The organism is Uliginosibacterium gangwonense DSM 18521 (genome assembly GCF_000373965.1).
Taxonomy (GTDB): domain Bacteria; phylum Pseudomonadota; class Gammaproteobacteria; order Burkholderiales; family Rhodocyclaceae; genus Uliginosibacterium; species Uliginosibacterium gangwonense.
In genome coordinates this window covers 232,611-253,036 of sequence record NZ_KB892835.1, presented here as the reverse complement: position 1 = coordinate 253,036, position 20,426 = coordinate 232,611, and the positions used below count along the sequence as shown (strand labels likewise).

The following is a 20,426-nucleotide window of genomic DNA, read 5'->3' as shown; positions in this document are numbered from 1 at the left end:
TCCGCTGCCCTGCGGTTAACGCGGGAACAGCGCGCACATCGTCAGAATCTTGAGAAACTGCACCCGCTGCTCAAACTCACCATCCCCTGCAACTGGGCTGCGCTCCGGGCCATCCACCAACTCACCCCAGGCATAGCCGGAGGCAAGCAATACATCTAGACTCTTGGCATTTTCAATATTGACCATGACACTTCTCCTTGGCGTATCAACATGCACGTTTTCATGCTATACAAGGCACTGGTCAATATCCAATTTACCTTTCTGATCAAACCATAAGCACTGCCACGCCCCCCTTTGTCATACTCCGCACAGCACCCGAGATACTATTGCTCGGTTCCAGAAGGATTCTGGGCGATATAGCGATCAATAGTCTGCGCCGCAGTGTCAAGCGATCTCTTGACATCCGCACCATACACGATGCGACCCACCGCTCTTGAAAATGCTGCGGTAATCGCCGGGTATGCGGCAGTCTCCGGCCTGACTTCGGCAACCCCCTCGGAGAGTTGCTGATAGTAGATATGCAATGGCCCGCCATAATCAAAGGCGTGGTTACGCATCAATGCGGTGAAAGTACCGGGAATCGCGCCATTGATTGCGGTTACCCTGGTAATTTCCTCTGGCTTCATAAGGTGTGTCAAAAGCTTGGCAGCCCCACGACGGTTCTGGCAATTTGCAGAAATGCCAAAATTCCATGAGCCTGCACCCGTGACCTGTCTGTGGCCAAAACGGGGCATGGGAATCAAAACCAAATCATTGCCCAGTGCCTTTTTATATTCCCTATAGGTCCAATGCCCGACATACGAAAGTGCAGACCGGCCTTTGATGAAATCATCATCCCCCTTGGGGGTAGGATTGACGTAGCCTGCCTTGACCCATCTCTGCACCGCCGTCAGCGCCGCCACGGCGGCCGGACCATTGATGGCCCCCTGAGCGCTGACAAACCCATTCCGGTTGATCAAGTCCCCACCCATACTCTGCACAATGGGAGAAATACCATAGGTCATCCACTCCCCCAGCCCATAGTTGAACTTCATATCCAGTGGATACGGGACACCGCTGTCCTTGAGCTTTCTGAGCACCTCTTCAAACTCACTCAAAGACCAGGCTTCAGTCAGCCGTACAGGTATCCTGACCCCAGCACTATTGAGCAATTTCCGATTGGCCCAGATTGCCAGCCCCGAATCATATTGACCAACGCTATAGAGCTGCTTCTTGTAGGTTCCCTGACGCAATAGGGATGGAAGCATATCAACCCCCAAGGCCACCGAGTCCGGAATGTCATCCAGCGGAACGATCTTTTTGGTTGCGATATAGTTGTATACAAACGGACCATCAAAATCCAACACACACGGCAATTGATTGGATTTTGCGGCTTCTTCCACTCGATTTTCATACTGCCCTTCAGGCTGTGTGATCAACTCTGCCTTATAGATGGTTTGTGATTCATTGAATGCCTTGATGGAAGCCACGTAGGCCTCGCGTTCCGATCCGGGCCCAGAATGCACCCACATGGTGATGACATCCTGTGCGTATGCATATGGCACAACACCGCACACCAGCAACACACCCCCTAGCGCCCAACTCCTCGTGGTCAACATCTGTACGCCCCTTGTTATTGTCAGAATGTTCGCAGCACAAACTCGACGATCAACTCTTGACCTGTCGCCATCCAAAGCGCTTTTAACATAATCAAAGCGCTTTGGATTCTCTATTCGGGAAAACCTTAGCGCGTCGACGACACCCGCTTCAAGGCGACCCAGAACAGGGTCCCACTGAAAAATCCTCTCTTTGGTTCGAAGCAAATACTTTCAACCCGTCTTTTCAATGAATCGGCGACACCATCCTCGCTGTTGCAAGCAGACCACTACAGGTAATACCGGATCAAAACGGGGTTTGATGCATCAAAATCAGGTTCTCTCGATTTTCCATACGTCATATATTTTGGAGTTCTATCCAGCCAGAGGGCGGTTCCGGCTTAAATCGTCTTCTTTTTGACCCCTCGATTTTCAGAGTGTCTGGCAGACGCCACGTCACACAATCGCGTCCCCTCTGCACTTGTAACTTATCGGCTAAAGGTTTTCCCTTATAGTGACCCAAAGCGCTTTGACCTACGCTAAAAGCGCTTTGGAAGATATAAAAGCACGTAAATAATTTTTCAATGCCGTTGCATGCGCAGCCAAGTCCCACCAAAACTTGCTCTCTGCCGCATGTCACCATGATCTGTGCAAAAGGAGACAGCAACACAGACGACGCATAACAAAAACCAAGCATTGCGCCGCTGAAACGGGGATACACCTGGCGGAATAACGCCACAAGCCAATCAGCACAACACGCCAAGATCATTCCTTTGGAATGCTCTAAGGGGGAATCTTTTTTCAAAAAACGCAATGCACTTTGAGTGTGAGCACATTTTCATGAGGGATCGACTTCCTTCCCAAAAAGTGCGATGGGGTCCCTTTGTTTTAACTAGAGGAGAGAGAAGACAATGAACACAAAGAGTCGTATTTTTCTGGCCGTCATGGCCACAATTGCCGCTGTACCCGTCTGCCATGCCGATGCCGACGAGGGATTTCATGGTTATTTCCGCACAGGGGGCGGTTCTGCTACCAAGGGCGGCAAAGAGGTCTGTTACAGGGTCAAAGGAGCCAATAATGACAACCAGCAAACCATGGGCTTTTTCCGCTTAGGCAATGAATGCGACACCTACGCAACTCTCAGCTATGGCGCCAAGCTCGGTGAAGTCCATGGTGTGAAGTTCACTGCAATCACCAACGTTGCCTATGGCACCCAGCAACTGACGAACTGGGAACAAAGCACCCCTGCCTGGCGCCAATTGTTTGTACAGGCCGATCACGTTGGCGACGGCGCCTTCAAGGATGCGAACGTCTGGCTGGGCAAGCGCTTCTACAAAAACCCTGACATTCATATCCTGGACTACACGTGGTGGGAACCTGCTCTTGGCCCAGGCGTTGGGCTGGACATGGTAGATCTGGGCCGTGCAGGGAAACTCTCCTATGCCATTTTCCGTACCGGTGCGCAGGACTGGGATGGCCAAAGCAGCACGAGTTCGGGGGGCGCACTGGGTAGTTTCCGCCCCGGCATCGTCAATGGCGGCGTCATGCAGGTTCAAAACCACGATATCCGCCTGCAACAAATTCCGCTCTGGCAAGGTGGCCAACTGGAAGTGGGCGCCAACCTCATTTTCAAAGACAACAACAATGATGCCAAGGATGCCAGTGGCAATACTCTGGCCAAGGGGAAAGGTGGCTACACCCTGACCGCGCACTACACTCAGGATGTCTTGGGCGGCGCCAATAACGTCATTACCCAATTTGCAAAAGATGCGGGCAACCTGAACGGTAGCGGCACGCCTGGCTTTACCGGCACACACCGTGGCTGGCGAGTGATTGATTCGATTGTGATCGAACCACAAGGAACACCCATCACCGCAGGCTTCGTGGTGGGGTATCAGAACAACCGTAACAACGGCGTGACGGACAAGACTTTCATCATCGGCGGTCGCCCGCAGTATCACTTCAATGACATCTATAGCGTGGCATTTGAAGGCGGTTATCAATCCTTGAAACCCGGTGACGGAAGCGCCACCCGCAAGCTGGTCAAGGCGACCCTGGCCGGGCAGATGTCGATGGGCCGCAGCTTCTGGTCGCGTCCGGCATTGCGTGCTTACTATACCTACGCCCACTGGAACAATGCGGCCAAGGATGCTGGCGGCGTAACCTGCACGGGGCGTGACTGCACCACTGCAGTGGGTGGCTTTGAAAGTACCAACCACGGCGGCACCTATGGCTTCCAGGTAGAAGCCTGGTTCTAAAATGCCAATCAGGTAATGCACTGGGGCAATCGTGGCGCACAGCAATACCGCGACACGATTGCCCTGAGGCGTACCCTCAAGACTGCATTGCAATTGTTCAAAGTCACTTTCACCGGTGGGTGATGTATGGATGCACTTGAGGCGGACATTTTCGCCAGGATAGATGCCTTCTTCAAACGCGGTACGGTCTATACACCTCAGCAGATTCTCAACGCCTTGAAGCACTTACTGGAAGACTGTGCGCTGGACTCACCACAACTGGCCAGTGCTGTCTGGTGGGAATTGGGGCTGCGCCTGGGGGTTGCCGATGACATTGTGACCTACTTCTCTCACCGAGCCCATCTGCGGCAACGTGACATCAGGGCGCTGGAACTCCCGGCGCACGCAGAAAATGCCTTAAGGTCACAAGGCATCCATACCATTGATGATTTACGCGCGCTCAACACGCAGGATTTGATGAGGATTCCCAGAATCGGTGAGAAAACTGTACACAGAATCCACGCATATATGGAAAAAACATTGTGATGCCCAATCAATAGGCATCACAACATTTTTCCCCGCGCAAAAGCCTAGCGGCGAGACTGGGGGCCGACCGGGCCGTCGGAATGCCCGGCGCGGATGCTTGGCTTCCACAAGACCTGCAGCTCAGACAGGGGCTTGCCCTGCATCACCCCCTGTATCAACTCTGCCAGCTTTTTGCCTGCCTCATAGGGCGTAGCCTGCTCGACAGAAGTCAATTCCGAATGATTGGTGAACACGGTTTGCGGGACACCGTCATACACAATCACCGAACAATCCTCCCCTACTTTGAGTCCTGCCTCGTACAGCGCCTGCAACACGCCTACGCCCGCCAGATTGTTATCGACAACAATTGCTGTCGGACGCGTCTCTGCAGCCAGCAGGGCACGCATGGCGTCATAGCCACTCCGAGGCGCAAAGCCCGCGTCCTTTACCCAATCCGGGTTCACCGGCAATGCCGCCTCACGCATCTCTGCCATGAAACCTTCATAGCGCTGACGGGCAAAATTCATATTCAAGGACGCATGGATGTAGGCGATATGCTGATGCCCAAAACCAACCAGACGGCGCACCGCCAGACGGCACCCCAATTCATTGTCGAAATCGAACCATGAAAATGCAGATGGGTCCTGGGTACGCCCATAAGAAACAAACGGGAATTTTGCCTGCCGCAAATACTGGATGCGCGGGTCTTTGATCAGGGTGCGGGCAACAATCAAACCATCCACACGGTGACCACGAATCAGCCGCTCATAGGTTTTAAGCTCGTTGGCCTTTCCCGCAGAGGCAATCAAGACATCAATATCGTTGGCATTGAGTGCATCAGTCAGCCCCTCAATCACTTCAAGGAAGCGGGGGTCTCCCATATCAAGCGCGTCAAGCGGGTAGACCAACCCCACCGCATCGGCCTTGCCCATCGCCAGGCGCCGCGCCATGGCGTTCGGTTTATAGCCCAGGCGCTTGGCGGTTTCCACCACCCGCTCACGGGTGGCTTCGTTAACGTCAGAGTAACCGTTCAGCGCACGGCTGACAGTGGTTTGCGACAGGCCCAGGCTTTCAGATAATTGTTTGAGATTCACGACACCAAGTTCCTATAATGCAGCTTGCATCCACATATCGGGCAAGCACTTCGGAGTCGTCCTGGTCTTCACATGCTGCCGCATTGCGTTATGCATGCATCACCCTGCCTAGGCACCGCGTATCCCAACAGAATTGGCGGAGAAAAGAACCTCCGCCGTCATCCTTCAATTAACGCGCTGTCCACTCCTGGCAAAAAGCAAGGCAGCTTTTTCTCGTGGCCGCAAACCCACTACGGCACCACGGGACCACTGATTTCCGTCCTCCGGCAGTTTGACTGCCACATGAGAGTCCAGCCCAGCAATCTTTACGTAAAGCAACACGGTGTCACCAAGACGTTCCACAACTTCGAGCTTTGCGCCAATTGTACCCGTCTCGGAGGCATCCGAGAGGACATCTATATGTTCCGGGCGAATCCCCAGCAGCAAATCATCGCGCACAGCTTCAATAGGGCCCGCACCATCCCCATTCCAAGGTATTTTACAGCCTCCAACCTCCAGCATGGCACCATTTCCCTGCTTTGCCCATTTGGCCGGTAACAAATTCATCTTCGGGGCACCTAAAAACTCTGCCACAAAGGTGTTGACGGGATCGCGGTAGAGTTCCATGGGCGGTCCGACTTGTTCGACCACGCCCTGGTTGAATACCGCGATACGGTCTCCCATGGTCATCGCCTCCGTCTGATCATGAGTCACGTAAATCATGGTACTGCCAAGCTCCTTGTGAAGCTTGGTCAGCTCCACCCGCATCTGCACACGCAACCCGGCATCAAGGTTGGAAAGCGGCTCGTCAAACAAAAACACGCCTGGCTTGCGCACAATCGCCCGGCCAATGGCCACCCTCTGACGCTGACCACCGGAGAGCGCCTTGGGGCGACGCTCCAGGAGGTGGGAGATCCGCAAGATCTCGGCGGCCTTACCGACGATCTCCTTGACCTCAGCCTTTGGCGTGCCTGCCAATTTGAGCCCGAAACCCATGTTCTCTGCCACCGTCATATGTGGATACAGAGCGTAACTTTGGAATACCATCGCCACCTTGCGATCGACTGGTGGCAGGTCATTCGCCAGACGCTCACCAATGTGCAGCTCCCCGTCGCTGATTTCCTCAAGGCCCGCAATCATGCGCATCATGGTTGATTTTCCGCAGCCGGACGGGCCGACGAAAACCATGAATTCCCCATCTTTTACCTCAAGGTCAACCCCCTTGATCACCTCGACACTATTGTCATATGTCTTACGTATTTTCCGCATCTTCACACTGGCCATGACCTGCTCCTCATCCATTATCTGCCGGGCTTTTGCCCCACCCGGCTCTATTCTGTTTCCCCTGCCCACCGCGCTTGTGGCACAGCAGGGACTCACCGGATTCTCACCCCTTCACGCCACTGGAAATCGCGCTACGCACAAACCAGCGTTGGAACACAATAAACAAGCTCAATGTTGGCAAGGTCGCCATCGCAGCAAACGCCATGACCTCACCCCAATGCCGTGGGTATTGTCCGAAAAATGTCTGCATGGCCAAAGGCAGCGTGGCATAGTTGTCGCCACGTACCACCATCACGGGCCAGAGCAAATCCCCCCAGCGCGACAGGAACTGCAGCACGGCCACCGTGGCAATCACCGGCTTGGACAGGGGCATGACAATGCTCCAGTAAATACGCAGGCGGCTTGCGCCATCCATCATCGCGGCTTCTTCCAGATCTTTCGGCAAGGCGATGAAGAACTGGTAGAACAGGTAGATGGAAAACGCGTGCGCAACAAATGGAATGATCTGTACCTGATAGGAATCCAACCACCCCCGTGTGCCGCTGAACCACGGCAATTCATTGACGAGCATCAGCAATGGCACTGCAATGGCCTCGAATGGAATAATGATTAAGGCAATGATGGCCGTCAAAATCAACGTCCGCCCACGGAAGCGGAAACGCGCCAGGGCATAGGCCAACATGCTGTTGACCAGGATACCCAGGATCACCGTGATGCTGACCGTAAATGTCGAATTGAAAAACGCCTGCCTGAAACTGCTTGATGAAAAAACACTGGCAAAATTCTTCCCCGAGACATCTCCATGCGGCACAAAAGCCATCATGCTGCCCATGTCTTTGAGCAACTGTAGTTCATCACCCTTGAATGCAGAGACGAACATGAATACCAAGGGAAATAGGAAGAACAAGACCAGTGCGATGTGCAAGGCATATTGCAGCACACGCGCAATCATTTTGCTGCGCCCCAGCGAGGGTTGGAACGGAACGGCACTCATCACACGGCCCTCTCTTCTTTGAGCAGTAGGCGTTGAACAAGGGAAATGGCCAGTACGATAAGGAAGAACACCACGGATATGGCTGATGCATAGCCAATCTTCCCATTGCTGAAACCTTCTTGTACCATCAACATGACCATCGTCCGGAACGAGTCAACCGGTGCAGGCGTGCCGCTGTTTGCGATGATCTGCACCTGCGTGAAGAGCTGGAAGGCGTAGATCGTGGTGGTGATCAGCACGAAAATCGTCGTATTTTTCAGCATCGGCAGCGTCACATACAGGAATTGCTGCCGTGCGGTCGCTCCATCCAGTTTTGCGGCTTCATAAAGGTCAAGTGGAATTGACTGTAAACCGGCCAGGAAAACCAGCATCTGGAAGCCCACGCCTTGCCAGATTGATAACAGCATGACGGCGGGCATCACCAGGGTGGGGTTACGCAGCCAGTCCTGCGGCCCAACCATACCAAAGCTCAACACGCCTACCAGCCGGTTGATCACCCCTTGATCCGGTGCGTAGAGCAGCGACCACACAACGGCCACCACCGCCATGGTAGTTGCCACCGGCATGAAATAGATGGTGCGGAAAATCCGCGCCCCAGCCAACTTTTGATTGACCAGAAGCGCAAGAAGCAAAGCAAGCGCCGACTGGATCGGGGTCACAATCACCACAAAGAAGAAATTGTTGCGTAATGCGGCCCAGAAAGAGTCGTCGTCAAACAGGCGGATGTAATTGCGCAGCCCCACAAAATGTGTGCCAATCTCTTCATTGGTCACCAGGCGCTGATCGGTGAATGACAATACCAGCGCCAGAAGAAAGGGCAGCACCAAAAACAACAGGAGGAGGGTAAGACCTGGTGCGGCGAAAAACCAAGGGGTCAATCGGCCTTTGCGCTTGGCCGACGACGGAATACTCGGCGCAGAGGCGCCTGATGTCAAAGCAGGATTCGAAGTCATGATGCGATACGGTTCGCTAGTTTTTAATGCTTTATGCATTACATGCCAAGTCTATACCATACTTGGCGTAAGCCTTCGCGTTGGCCCCAGAGCCTTGGGGCCAACGTATTCAAGCAGGCTTACTTGACCGGATAACCGTTGTTATCCTCAATGTTCTGGTCAATTTTCTTGGCCGCCTTATCCAGTTCCTTCTTGACGTCTGAGCCTGCGACAATGTTTTTCACCGCTTCAGCGAATGCCGAGGTGATCGCCGGGTAGGCTGGCGTTTCCGGACGAACAAGCGAAACATGCTCAGTCGCCTGCTCGGCGTAAATCGCCAGCGGGCCTCCGGCTGCATAATTCTTGCTGGCCTTCAGCGCCGTCATCGTGCCCGGTATAGCACCGTTAACATCAGTCAGTTGAAGGATTTGCGCAGAGCTCATCAGGTGCCCAATTACCTTTGCGGCAGCACGCGGGTCTTTGCAATCAGCAGTAATCCCAAAATTCCATGAGCCCGCGCCAGTCACGGCCTTCTTGCCGAACTTGGGCATCGGGATCAGTACCAGATCATTACCCAGCGCTTTTTTGTAGTCGCTGTAGGTCCAGTGGCCGACGTAGGAGAGCGCGGCCGTCCCCTTGACGAAATCGCCATCGTCATGTGTGGAGGCATTTACGTAGCCGTTTTTGGTCCAGTTTTGCAGGGTCGTCATGGCCCTGACAGCTTCCGGGCCATTGATTGCACCCTGGGCGGTTTTGAAGCCATTGCGGTTGATCAGATCGCCACCAAAACTTTGTACAATCGGTGAGAAGCCATAGGTGAACCACTCGCCGAAACCATAGTTGAATTTCATGTCAAGCGGATAGGCCACTCCGGCTGCCTTGAGCTTTTTGAGTGCATCCTCGAATTCGGCAAACGTCCACGCCTCGCTTACTTTGGCCGGAATGCGGATGCCAGCCTTGGTCAGGAGCTTTTTGTTGCCCCAGATGGCCAGACCGGAATCATACTGACCGACGCTGTAGAGCTTCTTGTTGAAGGTTCCCTGCCGCAGCAAAGAGGGCAGCAGATCGGCCTTGATCGGCTTGAGTTCGGCAAAGTCATCCAGGGGAATGATTTTCTTGGTCCACGCGTAGTTATATACATTGGGGCCGTCAAAATCGAGAATACAGGGCAGCTTTCTGGCCAAGGCTGCGGCGTTGATCTGGTCGCTATAGCTGCCTTCGGGCAGCGCCACCAGTTCAAGCTTGATATCCTTTTGCGAATCGTTGAAGGATTTGACTGCTGCTGCATAGACTTCGCGCTCTGGCCCAGGGCCGGAATGGACCCACATTGAGACCGGTGTTTCGGCCAAGGCAGCACCGCTTGCGACCCCCAAGCCCACAAAGCCTACCACCTTGACGAACCAATTCTTGTTCACATGCATTGCTTGTCTCCTTGATTTTATTTCAGCCGGAAAACGGCTTTCAACCCCGAATCTGCCCATCACGCTGCCCGATACATGCACAGTTATCGTGTTTGCTCTCAAAGCGATTTGAAAATTAGTCCAAAGCGCTTTGGACTACTATCAGGGAAAACCTTCAGTGCAATCCAAAGCGCTTTGGAGTAACAATTGAAACCCCATGGCGACAGTCCTGATGATCAGACTGTGCCAGCACGAACACACCCTATTTGCTGGAAAGAATAAAACATGAAAAACCAAGTACAACTGATCACCTATGTGGACAGGCTTGGCGGAGGCGGACTCGCAGGACTTCAATCCTTGCTGGCAGGCCCTTTACGCGATTTGTTTGGCGGGGTTCACTTACTGCCCTTCTTCACGCCTATTGATGGCAGCGATGCAGGTTTTGATCCCATTGATCACGCGACTGTTGATCCGCGTCTGGGCGACTGGACGGATGTGCGGCAACTGGGCAAAGACTACGAGATCATGGCCGACCTGATCGTCAATCACATGTCCGCCCAATCCGCGCAATTCCTGGACTATTCAGCCAAAGGAGGCAAGTCTGAGTACAACGGCCTCTTCCTGCGCCTATCCAAGGTATTTCCCCAAGGCGCCACAGAAGAAGACCTGCTGAAAATCTATCGCCCCCGCCCCGGCCTGCCCTTTACCTACACAACGCTGGCGAACGGGCAAAAAGCCATCTTGTGGACCAGCTTTACCAGCAACCAGATCGACATTGACGTTACCCATGCCAGTGGTCAGCGTTATCTGACGCGGATTCTTGATGCCTTCGCCGAGGCAGGAATCCAGTCGATCCGCCTGGATGCGGCGGGCTATGCGATCAAAAAGCCGGGGACCAACTGCTTCATGATCCCCGAAACCTTCGCCTTCATCGGTGAGTTGGCGGCTGCGGCCCGCACCCGTGGCATGGAAGTGCTCGTCGAAATTCACTCCTACTACCGCAAGCAGATCGAGATTGCCCAACGCGTTGACCGCGTCTATGACTTTGCCCTCCCCCCACTGGTACTGCATGCGCTGATCAACAAGACTGGCCGCTATCTGAAGCAATGGCTGGCAATCAGCCCGCGCAACGCCATCACCGTACTCGATACGCATGATGGCATCGGCGTGATTGATGTGGGGGCCGATGCTGGCAGCCCGAATTCGCCCGGCCTGATCCCCCCGGAAGAACTGAGCCAACTGGTGGAGCAAATGCATGCCAACAGCGCCAATCAAAGCCGAAGGGCCACGGGGGCTGCGGCCAGCAATCTCGATCTCTATCAGGTCAATTGCACCTATTACGATGCCTTGGGCCGCAACGACCGCGATTACATCCTTGCCCGCGCCATCCAGTTCTTCTCGCCTGGGATTCCCCAGGTGTATTACGTCGGCCTTCTGGCAGGCTGTAATGACATGGGGCTATTGGAAAAAACCCAGGTCGGGCGCGACATCAATCGCCACTACTACACGCCCGCAGAAGTCGCCGAACATGTCGAACGCCCGGTAGTGAAAGATCTGTTCCGCCTGATCCATTTCAGAAACACTCATTCAGCATTTGGCGGCACCTTCAGCCTGCCGGCCTGCCCGGATACGCAATTTTATGCGCGCTGGACTCATGAGGATGCGTGGGCGGAGCTGCAAATCGATTTTGCCAATAGTCGGGCCACCATTCTGCACAATGGAGATACTGGCCACGCCGTGTTTGACTTATTCCAGCATTTGGATATGATGCAATAGTCATTTATCAACGTATCACGCCGGATGTGGCCCACAGCGCTTGTGGGCCACTGGTCTCAACACCGCAAAAGTGTTACCTTGATCGGGCCAAGAGTCTGGCAGCGCTCAAAGTGAGCCCTCTGGAGTGGGCTCTCCAGGCGGCTGACCAGCACGCCTTCCCCTGCCAAACTCCGTTCGCCTGCCGGATCAACCGCTTAAATTCCCATACCGCCGTTCCGGATATAGCCCCACAAAGCGGCTGAATCCTCGCACACACTTCCTCTCAAGCAGTGGTCGATCTGGATGATCACAGCTCATCAAAAGGAGGAAGTAGACATGTCCACAAGTACAAGTAAAACCATGGATGGCGTACTGAGCCGTCCTACAGCCGGATCATCCTTAAACGGCCACGATCGAACCTGGGTACTCGGCCTGTTTGCCACCGCCATTGGCGCAGGCACCCTGTTCTTGCCGATCAATGCCGGGCTGGGCGGCATCTGGCCGCTGCTGGTGATGGCCGTTCTGGCCTTTCCCATGACCTATCTGGCCCACCGTGGCCTGATCCGTTTTATTCTTTCGTCATCCAAGCCGGGCAGCGATATCACCGAAGTCGTGGGTGAGCACTTCGGCGCCACAGCAGGCAAACTCATCACGCTGCTGTATTTCTTCACCATCCTGCCGATTCTGCTGCTCTATGGCGTGGGCCTGACCAATACGGTTGAGAACTTCATGACCCACCAGCTGCACATGGTCGCACCGCCACGCGCGCTGCTCTCCTTTGTGCTGACAGCCGGGCTGCTCGGCATTGTCGCCTCCAGCGAACAGATGGTAGTACGCGTCATGAGCTGGCTGGTCTATCCGTTCATCGCCGTGCTGATCGGCCTTGGCATGTTCCTGGTGCCGCAATGGAATGGTGCTGCGCTGCAAGGCATGCCCTCTGCAGGGCAATTCAGCATCACGCTGTGGCTGAGCATCCCGGTGCTGGTGTTCTCGTTCAACCATTCCCCCGTCATTTCCCGCTTCGCGGTTGCACAACAGCAGCAATATGGTGAAGAAGCCGTTGAAAAGGGTGAGAAGATCGAGAAGTATGCAGTGATGATGATGGTTGCCGTTGTCATGTTCTTTGTCTTCAGTTGCATCTTCGCCCTCTCCCCAGTAGAGTTGGCAGCCGCCAAATCGCAGAACATCTCGATCCTGTCGTTCATCGGTAACAAGTTCAACAATCCGCTGGTGGTATGGTTAGCACCGGCAGTGGCCTTCGTGGCCATGTCCAAATCTTTCCTGGGCCACTACCTGGGTGCCCGTGAAGGCTTGAATGGCCTGATCGCCCAGCAGTTGGACGGCAGCGGCAAGCAGGTCAACACCAAGGTGCTCAACCGTGTCAGTGCCGTGTTCATGTTCCTGGCGATCTGGATCGTTGCCACGCTGAACCCGAGCATCCTGGGCATGATCGAATCCCTGTGTGGCCCGATCATTGCTGCTCTGCTGTTCGTGATGCCGATGTATGCTATGCGCAAGGTTCCCGCCATGCGCAAGTACGCCGGGCGGCCCAGCAACGTGTTTGTGCTGTTTGTTGGCGCGGTCGCCATGTCGGCAATTTTCTATTCACTGCTGGGGCACTAAGTTCTGGCAGATACCCTGCCTTCGGCGTATATCGCGCTGAAGGCAGGCGGTAAGTAAAAGCGCTGTTTTAAGAGGGATTCAAATCATGATCAGCATGTTCCATCTGTACAAGGTCGGGATCGGGCCTTCAAGCTCTCATACCCTGGGGCCGATGAATGCGGCCAGGCGCTTCATTGATACCCTGCGCGAACAAGCTCTGCTGGCGCAGACGACCTCAGTCGTGGTCGATGTCTACGGCTCACTGGCGCTGACCGGGCGCGGACACAAAACCGACGTGGCCCTCCTGCTGGGCCTGATGGGCGAATTGCCCGATACCGTCAACGTTGATGCAATCCCCGGTCTGGTGCAGAAGGTGCGCAATTCGCACCGTATTCGCCTCGGCCAGGATGGCCCGGAGATCGATTTCCCGGATGCGGCAATGACTTTTCACCGCTCCAATCTCCCGCGCCACGAAAACGGCTTGACCATGAAGGCCTACGCGGGCGAGCAACTGTTGATCGACAAAAACTACTATTCGATTGGCGGTGGTTTTGTGATTGAAGACGGCGATGCAGGCAACGCCGAAGAAGGCCAGAGCACTGTTCCCTACCCCTATGCCAGTGCGGGCGAACTGCTTGCTCACTGCCGCAACACGGGGCTTTCCCTGTCCGGGCTGGTGCTGAAAAATGAACTCCACCTGCACACGCGGGACGAGATCTACGAATATTTCGGCAACGTCTGGACCAAAATGCGCCAATGCATGGAGCGCGGCCTAAAGACCGAAGGCGTGCTGCCCGGTCCCTTCCGCGTGCCGCGTCGTGCTGCTGCGCTGCATAGACGGCTGGCCTCTTCCGAAGCCCTGTCACGCGACCCAATGAACATCATCGACTGGATCAATATGTTCGCGCTTGCGGTCTCGGAAGAAAACGCCGCCGGTGGCCGCGTGGTCACCGCCCCTACCAATGGTGCCTGCGGCATCGTGCCCGCAGTATTGGCTTATTACAACCACTTCATCAGCACCGTGGATGAAGAGTCCTGCGTCCGCTTCTTCCTGGCGTCGGCGGCCATTGGTGCGCTGTTCAAAACCAATGCCTCCATCTCCGGCGCCGAAGTCGGTTGCCAGGGCGAAGTCGGCGTGGCCTGCTCGATGGCAGCCGCCGGCCTTGCCGAGCTGCTCGGCGGCACCCCACAGCAGGTCTGCATTGCCGCTGAAATTGCCATGGAACATAACCTGGGCCTGACCTGTGACCCGGTTGGCGGGCAGGTGCAGATTCCCTGCATTGAGCGTAACGCCATGGGTGCGGTCAAAGCCATCAACGCGGCACGGATGGCGCTGTGCCGCGCCAGCGAGCCCATCATCCCCCTCGACAAGGTGATTGAGGTGATGTTTGAAGTAGGCAAGGACATGAGCCCGAAGTACCGCGAAACATCCTGCGGTGGCCTCGCACTGAAAATGTCGGCTCCCATCAGCTTTGTTGCGGAACCCGACGCCGATTGCATCCGCTGGGCGCCCTGATTGATGCATCAAACCGGCGCAGCCTGAACCTGCCCCCACCCCAACACCGGAGCGCCAGCCGCTCCGGTTTCATTTTCAACAAAGCGCTGCGCTGCATATATACTGAAAATCGCATGCATAGCGATTCCGGTCAAGGTTTGGAAGGTTTTCCACGATGGATATGCACTCAGTAAGTGCCCTGTCAGTGCTGCTGCTCCAGCAGATGTGCGTCTATCTGGTGGTGGCATATGTGCTGAGCCGCACCCGGCTCTTCATCCCGCTGACCCGTGCCAGCATCCGCTGGCCGCATCGGATTACGTGCTACCTGATTTTTTCTGCCTTTTGCATCATGGGTACGCTGCTGGGGCTGCCCGTTGTCAAAGGCAATGCGATAGCCAACACCCCTGCCATCGGCGCCGTGCTGGGGGGGCTGCTGGGTGGCCCCATCGTCGGGCTTGCCGTTGGCATTACAGGAGGCATCCATCGCTACAGCCTGGGAGGCTCGTTCGGGCTGGCAGCATCTATTGACATTGTCATGCAGGGCCTGATTGGCGGGCTAGTTCATCGCTACCTGATCAAACATGGCAAGACCCGGCTGCTCTTCAGCCCCCTCTTGGCCGGGGGGCTGACCGCCATCACAATTGTCATTGAGCTCGGCATTGATCTGACACTGTCACGCCCCTTTAGCGAAGCGCTCTACATTGTTTCCCTGATCGCCCTGCCGGAACTGATCGCCAACTCTGCCGGGGCCGCCGTTTTCGTGGAAATCCTGCTGGACCGGAGGGATGGCATTGAGCGGCAGTCCCGTGCGTTTTCCGCCAAGGCGCTGGAGATTGCCGCACATGTGGACGGCGTGTTGCGCGAGGGCTTCGATCAGGAAAACAGCATGCGCGTGGCACGCATCATCTACGATCAAACCGGGGTAGGTGCCGTAGCCATTACGGATAGGGAGAAAATCCTCGCCTTCATCGGCATGGGAGACGATCATCACCTGCCCAACACACCGATCACCTCGCCACACACCCTGCATGCCATCAATCACAACGAGGTGATCTTCGCCGATGGTTACGAGGTGCCCTACCAATGCTCCATCAGCCCAAGCTGCAAGTTGGGCTCCTCGCTGGTCATCCCCTTGGTGGGGGAAAACAAGCGAGTGATCGGCACGATCAAACTCTACGAGCCGAAGACCAAGATATTCTCGACCATCAACCGCACCTTGGGCGAAGGGATCGCCAAGCTGCTGTCCAGCCAGATTCTGGATGGCCGCTATGAGCAGCAAAAGAACCTGCTGCTGCAATCGGAGCTCAAGCTCCTGCATGCGCAGGTCAATCCACACTTTCTGTTCAATACGCTGAACATCATCATCTCGGTCACCCACGACGACCCGGCCAAGGCACGCAAGCTCCTCACCGATCTGGCCGTTTTTCTGCGCAAAAATCTCAAACGCCCGATTGCCGATGTGATGCTCTCGGACGAGATCGAGCACATCAAAGCCTATCTGGGTATCCAGCTCGCCCGCTTTGCCGACCGCCTGACCGTGGAATTCGATATCCCCGAGCACCTACTGAGCGTTCATGTACCCGCCTTCACTCTGCAACCGCTGGTGGAAAACGCCATCAAACACGGCACCTCGCAAATGATCCGTACCGGGCGCATCAGCATCCGCGCCCACCAGGACGAGCATGCAATCTTCCTTGAAGTGGAGGACAATGCCGGGCTTTACAACCCCGAACCCAAGGGAGACGGGCTGGGAATGAACATCGTGGACCGCCGCATCAAGAACCGCTACGGCGAATCCAGTGGTGTCACCGTGAGCTGCGAGCCAGACGTTTTCACCCGGATCAGCGTGCGTATCCCTTTGGAGGCCAAGACCTGACATGATCACCGCCCTGATCGTCGATGACGAACCCCTTGCCCGCCAGGAGCTTCGGCGTGCCCTGGAGCCTGCCAAAGACATCCAGATCGTGGGGGAGTGTGGCAACGCCATTGAGGCGCTGGGACGCATCCATATCGACAAGCCGGACGTGGTCTTTCTCGACATCCAGATGCCGCAGATCACCGGCATCGAGATGCTGGGCATGCTGGACCCGAACAACATGCCGGACATTGTCTTTCTCACCGCCTACGACGAATACGCGGTCAAGGCTTTTGAGAAAAACGCCTTTGATTACCTGCTCAAACCCGTCACCCCCGAGCGTCTGGAGCTGACCCTGCAACGTCTGCGCAATGGCGTACCCCAGCACGACTACGATGCACTGCCAGAGGCGAGCCGCCTGCGCCAGATTCCCTGCTTTGGGCAAAACGTGGTTTTGTTCCTCAAGATCGACGAGGTGGAATGCGTTGAGTCACGTGCCTCCGGCATCTATGTATCGGACATCGAAGGCAAGGAACGCCCAACGGATCTGCGCCTGAACATCCTCCAACAACGCACCCCTTTGTTGCGCTGCCACCGGCAATTTCTGGTTAATATCGACCTGGTGCAGAAGATGCACTACCTGGAGAGCGGGCTCGCCGAATTCGTCACCCGCAGTGGCCGCGTGATCCCCATCAGCCGCCGTCTGCTGCCTGAAATCAAGGCCCGGCTCGGGATTCTGTAATTCTTCAACACGCCTCAACCGCCCAGCCTTGAATTTGCAATTCATGACAAGGCGACAATCTCGTCACGCCCCCTGATCTGGCGTATCCTTCCTGTAAGAAGCTGTAACAAAATGGAGTGCAACGGTTCTGGCCAGGCGAGCCGACGCAGACAGTACAGCGAGTACGGCAAAGCGGCATAACAACGCCAGAACCATTTTGTTACGGCTTCTAAACGCCTGAGCACGCATGCATCCATGTGTGCTCATTCCCACGGCAAAAACAAGGATGCCCCCGACACGAGAACCACAGATCATGCGTATCGCATTTGATAATACCTATGCGCACGAGTTACAGGGCCTCTACGCCCCCTGCCAACCCTATCAGGTCGCAGCACCCAGCCTCGTATTCTGGAATCAGGCGCTTGCCAATGAGCTGGGTCTGGCGGTGGAGGACGCGGATATACCATCACTTCCAGCAGTGTTTTCAGGCAATGTTTTACCGCAAGGTGCCACCCCTATCGCCCAAGCTTATGCAGGCCATCAGTTTGGGCAACTTTCCCCCAGCCTGGGGGATGGGCGAGCATTACTGATCGGGGAAGTGCTGGACTGCCAGCATCGCCGCCGCGACATTGCATTCAAAGGCTCAGGGCGCACCCCGTTTTCGCGCAATGGCGACGGCAAGGCTGCACTCGGCCCGATGCTGCGGGAAGTGCTGCTGGGTGAGGCTATGCATGCTTTGAGCATTCCCACCACGCGTGCACTGGCCGTGGTCAGCACCGGGGAAGTCGTCTACCGTGATCAGGTCTTGCCCGGTGCAGTGCTCACCCGCGTGGCCGCGAGCCACATCCGTGTGGGCACCTTTGAGTATTTCGCTGCCCGAGGCGAGCTTGAATCCCTCAAGCGACTGGCGGCCTACACAATTACCCGCCATACACCCCAATTGCAGGCGCCCCAACTGCATTGGTTGGATTTTCTGCGCGAGGTCTCGCAACGGCAGGCCGCCCTCATTGCCCAATGGATGAGTATCGGCTTCATCCATGGCGTGATGAATACCGACAACATGACTATCTCAGGGGAGACCATCGACTATGGTCCCTGTGCCTTCATGGAAGCCTACGATCCACACACCGTATTCAGCTCAATCGACCACCAGGGAAGATATGCCTTTGGCAATCAACCCCATATCGCGCAGTGGAATCTTGCCCGCCTTGCAGAGGCCCTTCTGCCCCTGTCGGAAATGCCGCCGGAACAAACTCTTGCAGAAGCGGAGGCTGTCATCAACAGTTTCCCGAATATGTACCATCAGCAGTGGCTGAAAAACATGCGGGCCAAACTGGGGTTGAGTTCGGCAAACGACGAAGCAGATAGCGCCGATGAGATGTTGGCGCAGGACTGGCTCGAACTCCTACAGGTCAACAAGGTAGATTTCACCCTGGGCTGGCGCTACCTGGCCGATGCGGCAGAAGGTGATGAATCCCGCCTGAGAAACCTGTTTGCCGACCAGTCCGCCCTTTCTATCTGGCTCGCACGCTGGCACGCCCGTCTGCATGCAGAGGAAACGCCCTCTGCCACCCGCGCAAATTCAATGCGCCAACACAACCCATGGCTGATCCCACGCAACCACCGCGTTGAAGAAGCTTTGGCTGCAGCAATAAACGGCGAATTGGCGCCGTTTGAAAAATTGCTCGCGGCCTTGAAGTCCCCCTATCAGGAAACAGCCCTCTACGCAGACTATGCTGAACCCGCACCAGAGGAAATGACAATGAATTACCAGACGTTTTGCGGAACCTAAGAGCCTGACCAAACACCGCTCTATATTCGTAACGAGCTTGCCCGCACGATCAATTCCACAGGCAATAACTCTTCTCCCTGCGAAGCATAACCGCTGATCAGTTGCTGAGCTGCATGCCGACCGAGTTGCTCCTTATTCACACGAATGGAACTCAGCGCCGGGCTGTGGCTGGCAGAGGCTACCGCATCGTCATACCCCACAAAGGCGATATCTTCAGGGACACGCAAACCACGTCTAATGCACACCTGCATGGCACAAAGCGCCACCGCATCGCTACATGCTACGACGCCATCGGGTGGCTCTGGCAGATCAAGCAGCTTGTGCATGGCCGTTTCCACTGCTTGCGCAAAGGGCCGTGTGATATCCACGCTTGCCTCCAGATCGGGGTCAGCTAGGCGACGCGCATCATACAAAGCCTGACGATAGCCCCGCACACGCAAGACAAATGGATACATGGCGAGCGGGCCACCTATCATCGCCACCCGCTGGCAGCCTTGCTCAAACAAATGACGTGTTGCCTGCAAGGCTCCGCTGATGTGATCGTCATGTACGCAGAAGCGGTCTGTTATAAAATGGTCCGCCAACACCATGCGTAGCTCGGTACGTTTGATCTCGGCAAGCATATTCTCGTCAAAGAATCCTGCCAGTAGCAACACATCCGGATCGCATCGCCGGATACAGACGCGAATCGAGTCGCCTTCCCCCAGCAACAGCAAGCCCAACGGAACCTCTTGCTGACGGCACACCTGTTCCACCCCCTGCAGGATGCGGACATAAGCGGGCGTATCACTCAAGGCAGCATGGGTCGCATGGGTCAAAAACAGCATACGACGTGGTTTTTCCAGCCTCAATTTAGATGCGTCGTAACCGAGCATCTGAGCTTGCAAGAGAACTGACGTACGCGTTTGCTCAGACATTCCAGGTTGATTCTTGAGCGCCCGGGAAACCGTACCGATTGAGACCCCTGCCGCAGCAGCCAGATCACGAAGTGTGGTGTTGCGTTTTTTGATCATACCTTGAAAACGTTTTCTTACAAACTTTCGATATGTTACATAAAGCGCAGGGCTTTGCATCACTTTCTGTAGAGAAAATCATACCGCCATACAAGCACAAGAGCCTACTTGTACCCATCAGCCAACCAGAAAACACCGTCATCAAGACACCCGAAGAAGCGCTGTGAAAACATG

At 55.4% G+C, this 20,426-nt stretch carries 17 protein-coding genes; 8 read left to right on the top strand and 9 right to left on the bottom strand.

The genetic code is table 11. From position 1 onward, the window contains the following. Window positions 1–15 precede the first annotated feature (15 nt). The 3 genes from B145_RS28520 to B145_RS28515 form a co-directional block, all read right to left on the bottom strand. The gene (locus tag B145_RS28520) at window positions 16–186 is read right to left on the bottom strand and encodes a hypothetical protein (protein WP_018605324.1); all 171 of its coding nucleotides are present in this window, start codon (window positions 184–186) and stop codon (window positions 16–18) included. 137 nt (window positions 187–323) lie between these two features. Continuing rightward, the gene (locus B145_RS0103940) at window positions 324–1,802 is read right to left on the bottom strand and encodes an ABC transporter substrate-binding protein (RefSeq protein WP_245541822.1); all 1,479 of its coding nucleotides are present in this window, start codon (window positions 1,800–1,802) and stop codon (window positions 324–326) included. A gap of 130 nt (window positions 1,803–1,932) precedes the next feature. Then, complete coding sequence (locus B145_RS28515; RefSeq protein WP_157288261.1) at window positions 1,933–2,379, bottom strand: hypothetical protein; 447 nt, start codon at window positions 2,377–2,379, stop codon at window positions 1,933–1,935. A gap of 106 nt (window positions 2,380–2,485) precedes the next feature. On the opposite strand from B145_RS28515, the gene B145_RS0103935 reads away from it, so the two are divergent. Next, window positions 2,486–3,832: a maltoporin gene (locus B145_RS0103935; protein WP_018605320.1), complete on the top strand. Its 1,347-nt coding sequence runs from the start codon at window positions 2,486–2,488 to the stop codon at window positions 3,830–3,832. 126 nt (window positions 3,833–3,958) lie between these two features. Further along, window positions 3,959–4,357, top strand: coding sequence for a DNA-directed RNA polymerase subunit alpha C-terminal domain-containing protein (locus B145_RS0103925; protein ID WP_018605316.1), 399 nt, complete (start codon window positions 3,959–3,961; stop codon window positions 4,355–4,357). Between the two features lie 44 nt (window positions 4,358–4,401). Here the strand turns inward: B145_RS0103925 and B145_RS0103920 are convergent, their stop codons facing one another. The 5 genes from B145_RS0103920 to B145_RS0103900 form a co-directional block, all read right to left on the bottom strand. After that, entirely contained in the window at window positions 4,402–5,430 is a 1,029-nt protein-coding gene (locus B145_RS0103920) for a LacI family DNA-binding transcriptional regulator (RefSeq protein ID WP_018605315.1), read from the bottom strand. A 165-nt stretch (window positions 5,431–5,595) separates the two neighbouring features. Further along, a complete protein-coding gene (locus B145_RS0103915) occupies window positions 5,596–6,711 on the bottom strand; it encodes an ABC transporter ATP-binding protein (protein WP_281167655.1) in 1,116 nt (371 codons plus the stop codon). 85 nt (window positions 6,712–6,796) lie between these two features. After that, window positions 6,797–7,687, bottom strand: coding sequence for a carbohydrate ABC transporter permease (locus tag B145_RS0103910; RefSeq protein WP_018605313.1), 891 nt, complete (start codon window positions 7,685–7,687; stop codon window positions 6,797–6,799). Continuing rightward, window positions 7,687–8,640 (bottom strand): carbohydrate ABC transporter permease, encoded by a 954-nt coding sequence (locus B145_RS0103905; protein ID WP_018605312.1) that lies wholly within the window; start codon window positions 8,638–8,640, stop codon window positions 7,687–7,689. Before B145_RS0103905 ends, B145_RS0103910 begins: the two co-directional genes overlap by 1 nt. A 119-nt stretch (window positions 8,641–8,759) precedes the next feature. Beyond that, on the bottom strand, window positions 8,760–10,040 hold the full coding sequence (locus tag B145_RS0103900; RefSeq protein WP_018605311.1) for an ABC transporter substrate-binding protein: 1,281 nt from the start codon (window positions 10,038–10,040) through the stop codon (window positions 8,760–8,762). A 264-nt stretch (window positions 10,041–10,304) separates the two neighbouring features. Between B145_RS0103900 and gtfA the strand changes: the two genes are divergently transcribed. From gtfA to B145_RS0103865, 6 genes are all read left to right on the top strand, one after another. Continuing rightward, the gene (gene gtfA, locus B145_RS0103895) at window positions 10,305–11,795 is read left to right on the top strand and encodes a sucrose phosphorylase (protein ID WP_018605310.1); all 1,491 of its coding nucleotides are present in this window, start codon (window positions 10,305–10,307) and stop codon (window positions 11,793–11,795) included. 315 nt (window positions 11,796–12,110) lie between these two features. Next, complete coding sequence (locus B145_RS0103890) at window positions 12,111–13,397, top strand: SLC5/6 family protein (protein WP_026258807.1); 1,287 nt, start codon at window positions 12,111–12,113, stop codon at window positions 13,395–13,397. An 82-nt stretch (window positions 13,398–13,479) separates the two neighbouring features. Beyond that, window positions 13,480–14,892 carry an L-serine ammonia-lyase gene (locus B145_RS0103885; RefSeq protein ID WP_281167656.1) on the top strand — a complete coding sequence of 471 codons (1,413 nt, stop codon included), beginning with the start codon at window positions 13,480–13,482 and terminating at the stop codon, window positions 14,890–14,892. A gap of 154 nt (window positions 14,893–15,046) precedes the next feature. Next, window positions 15,047–16,747 carry a sensor histidine kinase gene (locus B145_RS0103875; protein ID WP_018605306.1) on the top strand — a complete coding sequence of 567 codons (1,701 nt, stop codon included), beginning with the start codon at window positions 15,047–15,049 and terminating at the stop codon, window positions 16,745–16,747. Window position 16,748: 1 nt separating this feature from the next. After that, window positions 16,749–17,468, top strand: coding sequence for a two-component system response regulator BtsR (btsR, locus tag B145_RS0103870; RefSeq protein WP_018605305.1), 720 nt, complete (start codon window positions 16,749–16,751; stop codon window positions 17,466–17,468). 292 nt (window positions 17,469–17,760) lie between these two features. Next, a complete protein-coding gene (locus B145_RS0103865; RefSeq protein WP_018605304.1) occupies window positions 17,761–19,239 on the top strand; it encodes a protein adenylyltransferase SelO in 1,479 nt (492 codons plus the stop codon). Window positions 19,240–19,259: 20 nt separating this feature from the next. Here B145_RS0103865 and B145_RS0103860 read toward each other — a convergent pair whose 3' ends face one another. Continuing rightward, window positions 19,260–20,252, bottom strand: coding sequence for a LacI family DNA-binding transcriptional regulator (locus tag B145_RS0103860; protein ID WP_026258805.1), 993 nt, complete (start codon window positions 20,250–20,252; stop codon window positions 19,260–19,262). Window positions 20,253–20,426 lie beyond the last annotated feature (174 nt).

Coding starts and splice junctions, on each gene's coding strand:
- B145_RS28520 (WP_018605324.1), bottom strand. CDS start 186: ATGGTCAATATTGAAAATGCCAAGAGTCTAGATGTATTGCTTGCCTCC.
- B145_RS0103935 (WP_018605320.1), top strand. CDS start 2,486: ATGAACACAAAGAGTCGTATTTTTCTGGCCGTCATGGCCACAATTGCC.
- B145_RS0103925 (WP_018605316.1), top strand. CDS start 3,959: ATGGATGCACTTGAGGCGGACATTTTCGCCAGGATAGATGCCTTCTTC.
- B145_RS0103915 (WP_281167655.1), bottom strand. CDS start 6,711: ATGGATGAGGAGCAGGTCATGGCCAGTGTGAAGATGCGGAAAATACGT.
- B145_RS0103910 (WP_018605313.1), bottom strand. CDS start 7,687: ATGAGTGCCGTTCCGTTCCAACCCTCGCTGGGGCGCAGCAAAATGATT.
- B145_RS0103905 (WP_018605312.1), bottom strand. CDS start 8,640: ATGACTTCGAATCCTGCTTTGACATCAGGCGCCTCTGCGCCGAGTATT.
- B145_RS0103900 (WP_018605311.1), bottom strand. CDS start 10,040: ATGCATGTGAACAAGAATTGGTTCGTCAAGGTGGTAGGCTTTGTGGGC.
- gtfA (WP_018605310.1), top strand. CDS start 10,305: ATGAAAAACCAAGTACAACTGATCACCTATGTGGACAGGCTTGGCGGA.
- B145_RS0103890 (WP_026258807.1), top strand. CDS start 12,111: ATGTCCACAAGTACAAGTAAAACCATGGATGGCGTACTGAGCCGTCCT.
- B145_RS0103875 (WP_018605306.1), top strand. CDS start 15,047: ATGGATATGCACTCAGTAAGTGCCCTGTCAGTGCTGCTGCTCCAGCAG.
- btsR (WP_018605305.1), top strand. CDS start 16,749: ATGATCACCGCCCTGATCGTCGATGACGAACCCCTTGCCCGCCAGGAG.
- B145_RS0103865 (WP_018605304.1), top strand. CDS start 17,761: ATGCGTATCGCATTTGATAATACCTATGCGCACGAGTTACAGGGCCTC.
- B145_RS0103860 (WP_026258805.1), bottom strand. CDS start 20,252: ATGATCAAAAAACGCAACACCACACTTCGTGATCTGGCTGCTGCGGCA.